At 46.3% G+C, this 14290-nt stretch carries 10 protein-coding genes; 4 read left to right on the top strand and 6 right to left on the bottom strand.

Going from position 1 to position 14290, the window contains the following annotated elements; all coding sequences use genetic code 11:
- The first annotated feature begins 109 nt into the window (after positions 1-109).
- The gene (locus ACQSGY_RS21625) at positions 110-964 is read left to right on the top strand and encodes a helix-turn-helix transcriptional regulator (protein ID WP_427180601.1); all 855 of its coding nucleotides are present in this window, start codon (positions 110-112) and stop codon (positions 962-964) included.
- A gap of 240 nt (positions 965-1204) precedes the next feature.
- Positions 1205-2167 (top strand): aldo/keto reductase, encoded by a 963-nt coding sequence (locus ACQSGY_RS21620; RefSeq protein WP_427180688.1) that lies wholly within the window; start codon positions 1205-1207, stop codon positions 2165-2167.
- A 65-nt stretch (positions 2168-2232) separates the two neighbouring features.
- Here ACQSGY_RS21620 and ACQSGY_RS21615 read toward each other — a convergent pair whose 3' ends face one another.
- Both ACQSGY_RS21615 and ACQSGY_RS21610 read right to left on the bottom strand, forming a co-directional pair.
- Positions 2233-3447 (bottom strand): ATP-binding protein, encoded by a 1215-nt coding sequence (locus ACQSGY_RS21615; protein WP_427180599.1) that lies wholly within the window; start codon positions 3445-3447, stop codon positions 2233-2235.
- A 176-nt stretch (positions 3448-3623) separates the two neighbouring features.
- Positions 3624-4169, bottom strand: coding sequence for a 50S ribosomal protein L25 (locus ACQSGY_RS21610; RefSeq protein WP_427180597.1), 546 nt, complete (start codon positions 4167-4169; stop codon positions 3624-3626).
- 335 nt (positions 4170-4504) lie between these two features.
- Between ACQSGY_RS21610 and ACQSGY_RS21605 the strand changes: the two genes are divergently transcribed.
- Together ACQSGY_RS21605 and ACQSGY_RS21600 are read left to right on the top strand one after the other, a co-directional pair.
- Positions 4505-5968, top strand: coding sequence for a hypothetical protein (locus ACQSGY_RS21605; RefSeq protein WP_427180595.1), 1464 nt, complete (start codon positions 4505-4507; stop codon positions 5966-5968).
- Positions 5969-6129: 161 nt separating this feature from the next.
- Positions 6130-6993, top strand: coding sequence for a hypothetical protein (locus tag ACQSGY_RS21600; protein ID WP_427180594.1), 864 nt, complete (start codon positions 6130-6132; stop codon positions 6991-6993).
- Positions 6994-7140: 147 nt separating this feature from the next.
- Here the strand turns inward: ACQSGY_RS21600 and ACQSGY_RS21595 are convergent, their stop codons facing one another.
- From ACQSGY_RS21595 to ACQSGY_RS21580, 4 genes are all read right to left on the bottom strand, one after another.
- The gene (locus ACQSGY_RS21595) at positions 7141-9000 is read right to left on the bottom strand and encodes a hypothetical protein (protein ID WP_427180592.1); all 1860 of its coding nucleotides are present in this window, start codon (positions 8998-9000) and stop codon (positions 7141-7143) included.
- A gap of 11 nt (positions 9001-9011) precedes the next feature.
- Entirely contained in the window at positions 9012-11303 is a 2292-nt protein-coding gene (locus ACQSGY_RS21590) for a glycosyltransferase family 2 protein (protein ID WP_427180590.1), read from the bottom strand.
- Positions 11303-12397 carry a GtrA family protein gene (locus tag ACQSGY_RS21585; protein ID WP_427180588.1) on the bottom strand — a complete coding sequence of 365 codons (1095 nt, stop codon included), beginning with the start codon at positions 12395-12397 and terminating at the stop codon, positions 11303-11305. The genes ACQSGY_RS21590 and ACQSGY_RS21585 overlap by 1 nt, the downstream gene beginning before the upstream one ends.
- Positions 12398-12805: 408 nt before the next feature.
- Positions 12806-14074: an L-lactate MFS transporter gene (locus ACQSGY_RS21580; RefSeq protein ID WP_216515359.1), complete on the bottom strand. Its 1269-nt coding sequence runs from the start codon at positions 14072-14074 to the stop codon at positions 12806-12808.
- Between the last annotated feature and the right edge of the window lie 216 nt (positions 14075-14290).

The following is a 14290-nucleotide window of genomic DNA, read 5'->3' as shown; positions in this document are numbered from 1 at the left end:
ATAATGAATGGGTTACGGAGTAACATATATCGTACGGATACCGTACAGATTCAAGTTTAGCACGAGCAATACAATTCAGAATAAAAAGAGCTCAGGAGGTGATATCGTCATGGTTGAAACGAACGGCCTATCACAACCGGCACATCTGTCACCTGTGGACTTGAACAGCATGCGTGCCAAAACCTTGGGAGATTATCTGAAATCACGACGCGCACGGCTTCAACCGGAGCAGGTAGGACTGGCCAAGACTTATAGGCAACGCCGGACACCTGGGTTACGCCGGGAAGAGGTTGCCATATTGGCAGGGGTTAGCGCAACATATTATACGTATCTGGAACAGGGTCGAGAGGTAGCCGTCTCCCGAGAAGTTATTGAGAGCATCGGCCGGGCACTTCAGTTGTCTCCCGACGAGTACACCCATCTGCTCGGCCTATGGAATGGCAATGAACCTGGGATAGCGCCGCCAATTACCTCAGAAATCACTCAACCTTGGCAGGATATTTTGAATCAGATGGCTTTTCCTGCGTTCATCACTAACGATCGTGCCGAGCTGCTTGCCTGGAACACATCTGTCGACAAGTACCTACTGGACTTCACTTCACGTGCGCCAAAGCAACGTAACATGATGTCTAGCCTGTTTACAGATCCTGAAATGCGCGCTCGAATTATCAATTGGGAGGAGATGGCGGCACATTCTGTTGCCATATTCCGTACCTCATATGACAAATATGCACATGATCCGTGGTTTTCCCAGTTTGTAGACAATCTTTCCAAAGAAAGTCCTGAATTTGCATCGTTGTGGGAGCTGCACCGAGTAGAGGCAAAACGGGTTACACGCGTATTCTACCAACTTCCTGACCAGGATCAAGTAAATATATACGATATTAAATCTCTATCCTTCACCCTGGATCATCCGGATCTGCATCTGTGCATCTATTCTCCAGTCAAGGGACAGGAACCTTAAATCTCCCTAATCTCTTCTCTTCCAAAATTCGATTTATCTACTCTTCATTACCACAGTAGTTCTATACAAGACAACCGAAATAATACCTCATCCTGGTACTGCCGTTACTAGTATAAGCATGCTGTGGTTGGGATCGAAACTGCGAATTAGAATAGGATCATGCCTTAAACATAACGATGAAGGTACAATATTCTCGAATTTGCAGAAAAGAGGGATGTAGGGATGGAATTTACTAATCGAGTGATGAAACGGAAGTTAGGTTCACTTGGACTCGAGGTATCCGCACTGGGACTTGGCACTATGATGATGCCTGACAACGAGGATTCTATACGCACCATTCATGGCGCACTGGATCAAGGAATTACCTTGTTTGACACAGCTGATATATATGGGGAAAATTTCATGACACAAGGACTGTTCGGAGGTAACGAGCAACTGGTGGGTCGAGCCCTGAAAGGCCGTCGTGATCAAGCCATCTTGGCGACCAAATTCGGCATCGTATCTCCAACCATGAAAGTACTCGGGCACCCAGCGTATGTCAAAAAATCAATTGATTCCAGCCTGCTTCAACTGGGCACAGATTACATTGACCTGTACTATCAGCATCGCGTTGATCCGGATGTCCCCATTGAAGAAACAGTCGGCGCTATGGCTCAACTCGTACAGGAAGGTAAAGTCCGCTTCATTGGTCTTTCGGAAGCAACCGCGGATCAGATCCGGCGGGCACATGCCATTCATCCCATCACGGCGGTAGAAACAGAATACTCGCTCTGGAGTCGCGAAGTAGAGGATGAGGTGCTGCCTTTACTGGATGAACTGGGTATCGGTTTTGTACCCTATAGTCCCCTCGGACGCGGATTACTGACCGGACAGATTCGGACGTTTGATGATCTGCCTGCGGATGATTACCGCCGCTTCTTCCCCCGTTTTCAAGGCGATAATTTCAATAAAAATCTAGAGGTTGTTCGTCTCATTGAACAGCTTGCCGAACGAAAAGGCTGCACTACGCCTCAACTCGCCCTAGCCTGGCTGCTGGCGCAGGGGGATCAGATTGTACCTATTCCCGGTACAAAACGTCTGGATCGGCTGCAGGAGAATCTTGGTGCACTGCAGGTAACGATCACACTAGAAGAACTGGCTGAGATTGAACAAATCTCTCCAAAAGGGTTTGCAGCAGGCGAGCGCTATCCTTCGTTCTCGTAAGTCAGAGTACAAAAGGAACAACAGGAAATAAGGCTGCCGAGGGGCAGCCTTATTCTACACGTCCTTCAGCTGGGGTCTGCAGCCGGAAACGTCAGGATCACCGTCGTTCCGTTCCCCTTTTCACTCTGATACTTGATGGAGCCACCAACCTTCTGCACAATATTGAAGCAGATCATCAGGCCGAGTCCGGTTCCATTCGTTTTAAGCGAGTAGAACGGTGTACCTAGAGCTTTAACCTCTTCCTCTGTCATGCCGCAGCCTTGATCTATAATTCGGATCTCCACCGTTTTCTTCACACGTCTTGCAGTTACATGCACCATGGTTCCCGTATCCGAGGCTTCAAGAGCGTTCTTGATCAGATTAATGATGACCTGTTTGAACTCAATCGAATTCATGAGAATCGCACAGTCCTCCCCGGCCTGAATATCGATATGTTTGTTCGATAACGTTGCATACGAGCCCAGCAGACTCGCCACGCCTTCAAGCACCTCTCGTACATCCACCCTCTCCACTTGCAGCAGCTCTCGATTAGGTTTGGCGATGGACAGAAATTGAGAGGTGACCTGCTCCACCGTATTCAGTTCATCAATCATTAGCGCAAACTTCGATCTATCCGAAGTGTCAAACGCAGGATTTTCACGGTATAGCTGCAGGAACCCCCTTACGACCGTAACCGGATTCCGTATTTCATGAGCTACCGCTGCGGTCAGATGCGCAACCATTTTGAGCCGTTCCGATTGTTGAACCTGTTCCAGATATAATTCCTGCTTCCGTATACGATCAAAGGTCAGATAGAAAATCAGAAACAGGAGCAGCTGACTGGCTATAATATTAATCAGATTGCCAATCAAGTCTGTATGTATATAAGCATACGTCGCTTCTTGTTGATGGATATAAAATGTCACGATTAACAGCAAGACCACATTCAGACTTAGAGAGATATAAAACAGCTTGAAGTCATAGAACAATATAGCGAGTGCCGGAAGCAGACAGATCATAATGTATGTGGACCACGTCTGGGGATAAGCTAACGCAAGTGTATAAAAATAAACAAACCCCAGCAATATAATGCTCAATCGAAAAGCAAACGTCTCATACCGGGGATATATAATTAAACATACAGGTATAATTACCACGCATGATAGATGGATGACATAGCTGGTTGTGACCGCCTCAAGCTCTGTTGTTGACAAGACTAAACCAGCTACCATGAGCGTGATCATCATAAACATAGATATGTAATACGTTTTGCGGTTCACTGGACTGTGCAATTCTTTCATGCATTCACCACCTTTGTTCATGAATGACTACATATATAGTATTGTAGCTTATTTCCTATATTCTCTTCCATGGATGTGGAATATTTTCTTTTAAATCATGGATCAACACAAACAGGCCACATGGACGATCAGCCCACGCAGCCTGAGTATATAGATCTGTTTTTATCAAAAATCCATTAAGGCTTAACCACAGAGAGAAGTGATTCGTTGCCCTCGGAAATTACCGTAACTTCTGGCGCAAACGTGGCATCCTGCACATGAAGAGTTTCCCCAAGCTCCATGCCGCTAATATCAAACTCCACCACCGCAGGCAGATGACGAGGCAAAGCCTCTACCTCTATTGCAGCCAACTGAATCTGTACAACCCCACCCTGTTTCGTACCCGCTGGTGTTCCATTGAACTTCACAGGGATCTTCGTGCGCAGCACCTCGTCGGTCTGTACCTGTTGAAAATCAACGTGAATCAAATCCTTCGTAACCGGATCACGCTGCAGATCCTCCAGCAATACGGTAAGTGCAGGTTTTCCTTCAAACTGCAGCTCAATGAATCCCGATGCACCTTGCTTCAACCATTTCTGGAATTGAATTGACGGAATGTGGATCATCTCATTTGCTGTGTTTTTACCAAAAACGATAGCTGGCAAACGGCCAGACCTGCGTAAATTCCGAAGCCTGGACGGTTTTAGTTTGATGCGGGGCTCCGCCTGGATATAAGTAGTCATGCTATGTTCGCTCCTCTGTTTTCAATGATATTGGGTATACTTTTCAACAACCACCGATCCCCTAAGGGGGCTAAAGAGAGAAACATAGCATCACCACCTCCACTTTAAACTGATTCGTTTTTTGAAATACATTAAATGTAAAAATCCCAAAATATACAGTAAGGCACTCTACTGGAAATAGTAGAATGCCCTTGGGATGCCTACAGCCTATCATAGAAACCTGTTTTTGTCGATTCAACGATCAGATGACAGACAAGATTTCTTCACTTAACAACCCGATAGAAATGGTATATTATAGAATTGTAGCAAAATATAAGAAGAGAGGAGTTTACACGTTGAAAAAGACACTCTCCATGGTCATCGTCCTGAATCTGTTTCTTACCTTTGCTTTTGGCTTCAACGCTTCAGCTAACAATGAAACTGAAGAAAACCGTTCGCAGGAGGAACGCATCACAGAGCAGGTGATACAGCCAGACAAGGAAATCATTACAGAACTGACTCAGACCCCCACAGCACTGGATTCTTCCCCGTTGGTGGAGCACCAGTTCAAAGCTGACGTCAACCTGAATAACACAGCTTCCACTTCCAAAATGCAAAAAGAGCAAGGACTGTTGTCCGCTCCACAATCGGTGAGCACTTCAGCGGCAGCAGAAACCACAACTTACACTGGCTACATACAGGAGGAAGGAACCTCCGCTACCTTATACCCTGTCTATGTGCAACCCGGACATATTTTACAAGTACAAATGGACAATCCGGCTTCTGCACAGCTCGATTACGATCTTTATCTATATGAATTCGATATGTCTACCGGCAATTTGAATCCTAATCCGATTGATTACTCCATCTATGGAACGTATCTGATTAATGACGGGAATGGAGCCCGAACTTTATCTGAAAATGTAGGCACGAAGAACAGCACCTCCATCGCTAAGGCTTATTTGATCGAAGCCTACGGCAAGGTCGGCGGCAGCATTAACGAGCCGTTCATTCTGACCGTCTCCACAAGCTCAACGTATGATGCCTTTGAGACAGATGAGAATGCACTGCATGCCTATCCGCTCACGGTTGCTGTCGGCGGCTCTACACTCGCGACCCGCTCCATTAATTCGGAGATTGATCAGGATTGGTACAAAATCACCGTTCCTGAAAGCAGAAACTATGATGCTATGCGCATCACGCTGGATCAGGCCTCTACCACGAACGGATACAAAGCAGAATTATACGGTGCATTAAGCAACAATCGCATGACCCTGATGCCCGTTGTGAACGGCAATGTTTCTCTCGGAACAGGCACTTATTATTTAAAGGTCTATACAACCGATACTTATTCAGATAACAACTATTCATTACATCTGCAGCCCGTGTTACGTGCAGATAAAGTGGTGATCACAGGCTACAACTCCAACGGGGGGCCTAATGATTATCCGACTTACGCTTATGGCCGTTACTATCGGATAACAGGGAACAGCTTCACGGTAACGGGTGTTGCCGCAACCTCCGATAACTACGCTGTAGCCAATGCAGAAGTCGAAGTGATCTGGATCAATGATGCCTGGTCCGAAAGCAGTAACAATCGCTATCGAAGCGCCAAGGTAATGACCAACAGCAGCGGGCAGTTCACTGCAACATTATCTCTTCCCCCTTCTGCCGGAAGCCTCAGTCAATACTTGCCAGGAGCAATAAGCTTTACGCATTATTTTGATCTTTGTGCTGTAGCAGCCAAAGTCACTGATCGTCCAACTGCCAATGATTCAGATATCGTTTACCACTTTGCATACAGTATCTACGGCGGTTAGATCGAAACGAACAGAGCAACGAGCGGTTGAAGAAACCGTTCGTTGCTTGTTTTTGTCCATATCTATTCAAATTATGGAATATTATTCCGATAACAAGAAGAGACAACGATGATGTGGACAAGAAGTTTCGAAAATCATTTTACGAATAGGGGTGTTCATGAATGAAGGTTCAACATACAGCTCTGTTTGATCTCAAAGCATACACTCAATCCAAACCACCGACAGCGCGCGCAGATCAACCAACAATGGTCACAGGGAAGTTCGATTTGTCCCATAACACAGATACCGTAGAGATCAGCACGGCTTCCAGACAGCTGGCCTCGTCTGATATCGTAAACCATGCGGCGCGCTACTTTGGCACCGTTCAGATCAATGAATCGCTGGAGCGCTCTCTTCAGGATCAGCCTCCAGAGGTGAAGGAGGCAGTATACGGCATCATTCAGTCCAATTTTATTACCGACGTTCCAGAAGAAGACCAACGATCCGCTTTACTCGAGCTGGGTCTTGCACAAGCCAAATACATAGCGGATAACTACATAAAGGGCGATCAGGCAGCAGCATTCATGGATACGATTCGTCAGATCGGGGCCATCTCCACAACAAGAACGATCAATCCCGAAACCAAACAAATCCAATACGACACTCCGCCGCAAAGACCTGTAGGTGCACCAGAAGACTATGTTGATCTCAATTACATGATGCGTAAGTTCCAGCCCGAAACCTATAACAAACTTCAGGACGCCATAGTAAACGGGAAAGACTGGAGCCGCATTCTTACCGATTTTGCGAAGAAGGCTTCAACCAATCAGGATTGGCTGAAGGAATATCACGAAGCCGCCAATCAGCCCTCAGGCAGTCTGCCTGCCCAGAACAGATTTGAGCATGCGGATACTTCTGGCTTGAGCTCGTTTGCCAGTACAGTTCAGGATATCATCGCTCAGATGGATTCAACAAACAATACGTTTCTGACAGACAACTTACAAGCATTTATCCGCAAGCTCGGGTCACAAGCAAATATGACCTAGCAGAAGCACAGCATAATAAAGGCGCTGCTCACAATTGCTGAGCAGCGCCTTTATAGTTCCCTCTCTAGCCATGCTGCATGGCATAGACAGAAATTTTATTTTTCCCATATTCCATATTCCATGACAACTCTTTATAGAAGCTTGCGCTCACGTCAACGTCAGCACAATTTTATCACCGGAACGGGTAATTTTATAGATTCCTCTTTGCATATCAATGCCGTAGTGTTTTTTCAGCAGCCATTTGGCGTTAAGATCAGTCTCAACCACAACCAGATAATCGTAATTACTCAGCAGATTGTCCATATTATCCTCATAGAACAGCACAATACCGTCCACATTCGGTGCGTACAGAAAATATCGGCCGACATATTGCATGTAATAACTGGTCACCTGCTGATCGCGGTCTGAACCATAGAACAGATATCGACTCATATCTTCTTTACCGCCCGTATACCATCGATCTCCCGTTACCGCATGGACCTCGTAGGGCAGTGTTTTGTCGTATGTTTTGTTAATCGAGATCATACCGTTATATTCCGACAAAAGCGTAGTAGCCGCGAGTGCCGTACAGGCGATAATGCCCTGCTGGTAGCGCCTTTTGGACTGTACTGACTTGAATGCCTGATAATCGGGCACCTCTCCGATGCGATAATGAAACGTACGCTCGATGTCAACAGCGGCACACAACACCAATCCGCCAGCAAACAGCACAACAATACTTGATGCGTAACGTTCAAACCCGGCCAGCCGGATCGCTTCATCCAGCGGCATGGAGAACAGATACAACGCCAGAATACCGACATAATACAGGACAACCACCACATCCAGTGCAATTAGTGCTTTCCACAGATTCCACTTCTTCTTTAACACCACATAGGCCACAATGGAGGCAGCAATCGCCGCGATCTGAAAGATAACAAGCCCGAGCACAGGTCTGGTCGTAATGTCTACGCTGGATTTCAGGAAGAGCACCAGGATCTCCCACTTCTGGTCTGCGGTTTTGCCTGCTTTAAGCGCTGCGGAGGCCCCTTCAAATTTGTTGTTCACCCCGTGGAATACGGTTGCCATGCGCCAGCTCCAGCTGAAGTAGGGCAACAGTGACCCGGTAATCGTACCAAGTACAGCAAGACCCACCTTCCAATTGAAGCGCTGCTTATGGGCGAGCCACATATATACGAGGAAAATCAGACCGATGGCCGCAAAAATAATACCGGTGCTTTTGATGATGGTCAACATGCCTGCAAGTGGAAGAATGATGATACAGGCACGGATGATATCATGACGATACTGATATACAGCTGAAATCATCGCCAAAGCATAGATCGGAAGCAGGAAATCAACCAGCAAATTGGTGATGCGAATCGTCAGGTTGAAAAAAGATAAGGTAGACAAGCCAAACCCCAGAAAGGCATACAGCAGAAATCTTTTTTTCTCCGACACGATCCCGAACATCGCATAGAAACACGAGAAGATCAGCAGCCCCTGCGCCAGCAGCATGATCGGTTGAGTATGCCCCATAAACCGGCAGATGTAATAGATAAATGATGAGGTCCCGAGCGGATAGTTTTTAAACTCAATCAGATCCGAATCCGGCGTAGGAAACGCATTGGTGCTGAGCATATCCTTCACGACAATCGCCCAGTGTGAGAAATTATCGTAGTGTGTCAGTTCCGTATGAAACAGGATGATCAGAAAGATGAAGACCCCGCCCAGAAAACTCAACTGAAATAACGAAAAGGTTAACGACCCTGCCCCCCGTTTGTTCTGGTACAAGGCTCGAATCACTCTGCCTCTGAACAGCAGCAATCCCGCCACCAGCACAACAATACTGCCCGTAAACAGCTGCCCGGCCAACCCGGCAAAATAGACGATACAGGCAATAGCCGAGAACACAAATATCGGAATGAACTCCCACCGGATGGACATCACTTTACGGACAAACTGCATATAACCGATCATCGATACGATGAGTAAAATGCCCATCACAAGTTGAAGCAAAAACAGCATGTCTATCTCTCCTAACCCTCTTTGGTGAAACGCTCGGTTTGTGGACGAATCAAATCACTCAGCAGTTGATCAATCAATCCACGCCCCAGAATCTCGTCTATATTCTCTACGGCGAGAAGCACTTCACGTTTGTTCGCTGTTGTTTTTCCCGTATGTTTCAAGATCACTTCAATATTGCTGTCTGTATAAAAAGTAACCTCCGACCCCTCTGCTATGTTACCTTGCAGACCCGTCGCAGAGAAGAAACGATAGTTAAAGCTGCGCAGTGTGCAGCTCGCATGGTTTGTGAACGTCACGGGAAGATGAAGGGAAAGCCGCGGCATCTTCCGCTGATCCGACTTTTGCCGCACAATCCGTTTTTTCACATTGCGCAGCATATCATCATACGCCGTATCCCACAGATTCATCTGCTCCGGTAGCGAGTGCTTCCGATCGTAGATCAGCTGCATATACTGGCGATTGTCCGTCTCACTAATCGGTTGAACCGTTGCTGAATAACGCCACCCGTCTCCATCTGCTTTGACATAAACGATCACAGCATCGAGATTCGCCTCATACCGTTCCGATTGGACGACCAGAGAGATCGTCTTCTGCTCGGGTAAATAGATCGGGTATGGCACATAGAAGGCAATGCCGTTCTCCGATAGATCAACGGTCTGCCCCTCATAACGCAGCGTACTGTCCGGATAACCGATCGTTACATTCTCTTGTGCTCGAATACGTTCGTTCTCCCTGTACGCCCGGCGTCCAATCATGAAGAACAGCGCGTAGAGCAAGGCAATCATATTGTGAACGAGCCAGAAAATGATAATGCTGCTGAAAAATAACGCGATACCGTACTTGCCATTCACATACCGGATAATGGCCGCAATCGACAGCAGGAGCAGAAAAATATGCGGCAGCGCATATTTCAGCGAAGTCATCCACTCGCGTCCGGTTGAACGACTTTTGTTCGTTACCTTGAATTTCCGCTCACGGATGCCGACCGTTTCCAGAATGACCGGCCAAATGAGATAAGGCATGAAGATCGTATCAATAACCTGACTCCAGCGCTGATTCCGTATGTTGCTGGACAGATAACGCATCGACAGGCTGTAGAAGAAATAGGATGGCAGCCAGAAGATCAGAATCTGCCAGAAGGTTGTGTCAACGATCTGAAAATCAAACAGTGCAAACAGAATCGGAGACAAAATAAAGATCAGCCGATTAAAAAACGACCACCAATACAAAAAGCTGCTTACATACGTTACCCTCGTCCAGAAAGGCAGCTTTCTGGAGAACGGTGCACGTGTGTTCTGCAAACTCTGAATAATGCCCCTTGCCCAGCGAATGCGCTGCTTGATCATGCTCGGAATCGTGGTTGTGGTCTGACCCGCAGCCTGCACCTCCTGCGTGGCGTACGTAATGTAACCTTCCTGCTGCAGACGGATGCTTGTCTCAAAATCCTCCGTGATGGTATTCAGCGGGAAACCGCCGATATCCACCATACCTTGCCGGGAGATCACCGTATTGCTGCCCGTATACGCTACCGCATTGGACGCATTGCGCAAAATGTTAACCTCACGCGAGAAGAAATCCTGCTCATTCGGAATCCCCTGCTCCGCATACAGATTAAACTGGAACAGGTCCGGGTTATAGAAGCTTTGCGGTGTCTGCACCAGTCCAAGCTTGAAGGTAGGGTCCATCTCGTGCTCACGCCGAAGCCGCCATTCTCCATTTTCCTGGGTAAAGGTGGATAACAGGAAATACGGAACGGTTTTCATCAGAAACGTGTGCTGCGGGATCATGTCCGCATCAAAGGTAGCAATCAGCGGAGAAGACGTCTTGCTCAGCGCATTATTCAGGTTGCCCGACTTGGCATGCTTGTTGCCAGGGAACCCCAGATAGCCTACGCCAAACTGCTTCGCCAGTTCCTCCACCGCAGGTCTGGCACCATCATCACACAGGTAAATGTGTACCTTGGATTTGTCCGGGTAATCCATAAAGGTGCAGGCATTCACCGTTTTATATAAAAGATCGACAGGTTCGTTATGTGTGGCAATAAACACATCGACATGCGGATAATATTCATCCGGGATGACCGGGAAATCGAGCTGCGCCCGTTTCTTCTGCATCTTTTGAAAAAATAATTCAAATGTCGTGCCTACCGTGACCGTCTCTGCAATAATGAGCAGCATGCCAAAAATAACATTCAGCACCCCTTCTCCCCAGGGGAGCGTGAAGAACGTACGCCAGATCAGATAGATCGTCATGAGAATCATCGTAATGATGAAAAAAACATTTTGCCTTTTCTCGTTTTGCACTACAGCTGCTTCCTCCTTGCTGCAAATACCCACCTCCGCTGCAGTTGAAAGCTTAACAGGAACAGCAGAGCATCACAGAAAAACTTCGCTGCTTTCTCGTCAACCTGGAATAGGGTATGGAATAAATATACACCTGTGCTCGACAGCAATATAACCAAGCCACATAGCGCTAAGTAACGCCACAGACTGCCCCGGTTGTTTTCCTTCCGGAACACAAAATATCGATTCAGAACATAATTCACGACAATTGAGATGACCCGGGCAATTACGGTAGCAAGCAGAATTCGAAAATAATGCTGATCGCCCATAATTGGACGCAGCGAATCAATCAGAAACCAGGCAATACCCAAATCGACCACCGAGCTGGCCACCGAGGATGAGATGAAACGAAAGAAATTCGAGAACAGCACTCCCATCACCCGTGCACTATCCTGAATCGCTTTGAAATGCGTGCCTGCGTTACCATTCTCATAGATGACCTGAATGGGTACGGTATGAATGGCGATACCTGACTGAATGCAGGAGATCAGCATTTGCAGCTCATATTCAAACCGTTTGCCGCGCACATCCAGCATAAAGGACAGCAGCCCTGTACTAAAGGCGCGAAGCCCCGTCTGAGTATCGGACAGTTTCTTTCCATATAGCAAGGCAAAAATAAAGGAAGTCATCCGATTTCCAAACAACGACTTGGGCGGAATATCGCCTGCACTGAAATCCCGCACACCGAGCACCAGATCATTCGGACGTCGTCTGGCTTCCTGTGCAATGCGATACACATCCTCCGCAGCATGCTGTCCATCGGAATCCGCTGTAACGACATAGTGAGCATCACCGTAGTGCCGGGCAATATAACGGAAACCCGTCTTGAGCGCTTCGCCCTTTCCCAGATTCTTTTCATGATATAAGAGAGAGCATCCAATATGTTCTAAATTTTCGAAGATGTGCTTGTAATTTTCCCCAGATCCGTCATCCACGATCACCAATTTTGTAAAACCATATTTTTGCAGCTGACGTACGTAGGATAAAAGTCTATCATCTGGTTCCAGAGATGGAATAAGGATGATCGTTTCGTCCTTTTCTTTCGCTATAATCATCCAAAATTAGCCCCAATTCGCCATATTTTGATCCAACATTTGCTACATATTTGTATCGCTATCTTCTATGAATATAGGAGAGTATACCACTGAAAAGGTAGAGCGTAAACGAGCAATTTTGTAATCTACTGGTAAAAAGGTTTTTGCATTTTTATACATATATTCTAGTCATAACAGACTATGCTGTTCTATTAAATTACTCTTTGAGACGCAGCATAAAAAAGCATAAAAAACCACCTGTCAATTAAGCAGGTGGTTCGGAGTTTCAGAGTACAACGTATGTTTCCTTTCACAACTTGTTGAGAAGAAACATTACTAGTATCAGACGCGATATTTTATTTTGCGATTAATCCATTATTTCCAATAATTAGAATTCATCTTCACCTGCGAGATTACATCTGTCCTCCCTCAAGCCATCACGTTAGGATGGTTAATTGTCTTGTCATCCCGACGTTTAACAGCCCATTTGTATACAAATGTAAGAATGAATCCGGTCAGTCCACAGATGGCCGCAATAACAAAAGCTCTCTGGTAACTGCCATCCGCACTGTATACATTTCTCATAATCGATGGCCCGAAGTATCCAGCAAGTGCAAAGCCGATAAACATAATTCCGTAATTCACACTGTTGTTTTTGGCCCCGAACTGATCGGCGGTAAAGCCTGGGAATACACCCATGAGTGCCCCAAAGCTTAAACCAATGATAGAAATCCCCATATAAAATGTGACTACACTATTCTCTCCGGATAAATACAGCAGAATTAGTCCGGCTACAGATAACAGAGACGTAATGGCGAGCGTATTGATGCGGCCTATTTTGTCTGAGACATACCCTGCCAGAATCCGTCCCCCTGTATTAAACAACGCCAGAACAGAAACGACGGTTGTTGCAGCTGCAGCCGATAAACCCACCATCTTCTGTGCGATAGGCGAGGCTTGAGAGACACACATCAGTCCGGCAAACGCCCCGCTAATGAGCAGCAAAATCATTACATAGAAGATCGGACTTGCCAACATGCCTCTCCAGTTCTTATCTTCTCTAAGCGCTTGGCTGACATGAGCAGTTTTGGGTGTCCAGCCTGTTGGAACAAAATCAGCCGGGCATTTCTCAATAAAGAACGAGGCCACACAGATAATGATCAGAAAGGCAGTTCCAATAATAAAGAAGGCAGAGGTTACACCCGAACTGCTGATAAACATATTAGCAATCGGAGGAATGATAACTGAGCTTAAACCATAGGCAGCCGTGGTCACGCCCCCAACCAATCCACGTTTGTCCGGAAAAAACTTGATCGAGTTGCTGATGGTGCAGCCATAGATCATACCTGTTCCGAGTCCAAGCACGATCCCGTAAGCAAATACCAGAAAACCTACAGACGTTGCGAAGCCGGATAGAATCATACCGCCCCCGAATAAAATACCGCCAACGAGAATGACTTTTTTGGGCCCAAATCGGTCATTAATCCATCCACCCGAGATCATCGTAATTGGCCCGACCGAATTACAGATGGTGAACACAATTGCCAAATCCCCTGGTGTTAATGTACGCCCGATAAGACCACTTAAATAAGCTGCCATTGGAGCAGCAAATACACTCCATGCATAGATGGAGCCAATACATAGATTAATGAAGCAGCTTGCAATCAGAATAATCCATCTCTTTTTTGTCAGTTCCACTGAGATCGTATCTCCTCATGATAGTATTGTGTTGTGTTTTATTGTGAATTAATTCACTAACTTACACGATGAAGTGTAGCACAGCTTTACATCTGTAACTATGACATCACGTATATCTTTTATAGATATTTTTTTGTAGTGGCGGAAGAGGAAAGAGCCTATTTTTTTGGACGAATGACCGCTTATGTAAAAAAAAGGTTTGATTTAGAATAGGAT

It is taken from the genome of Paenibacillus sp. TC-CSREp1 (genome assembly GCF_050171015.1).
Lineage (GTDB): Bacteria > Bacillota > Bacilli > Paenibacillales > Paenibacillaceae > Paenibacillus > Paenibacillus silvae.
This window is presented reverse-complemented; position numbering and strand designations above follow the sequence as displayed.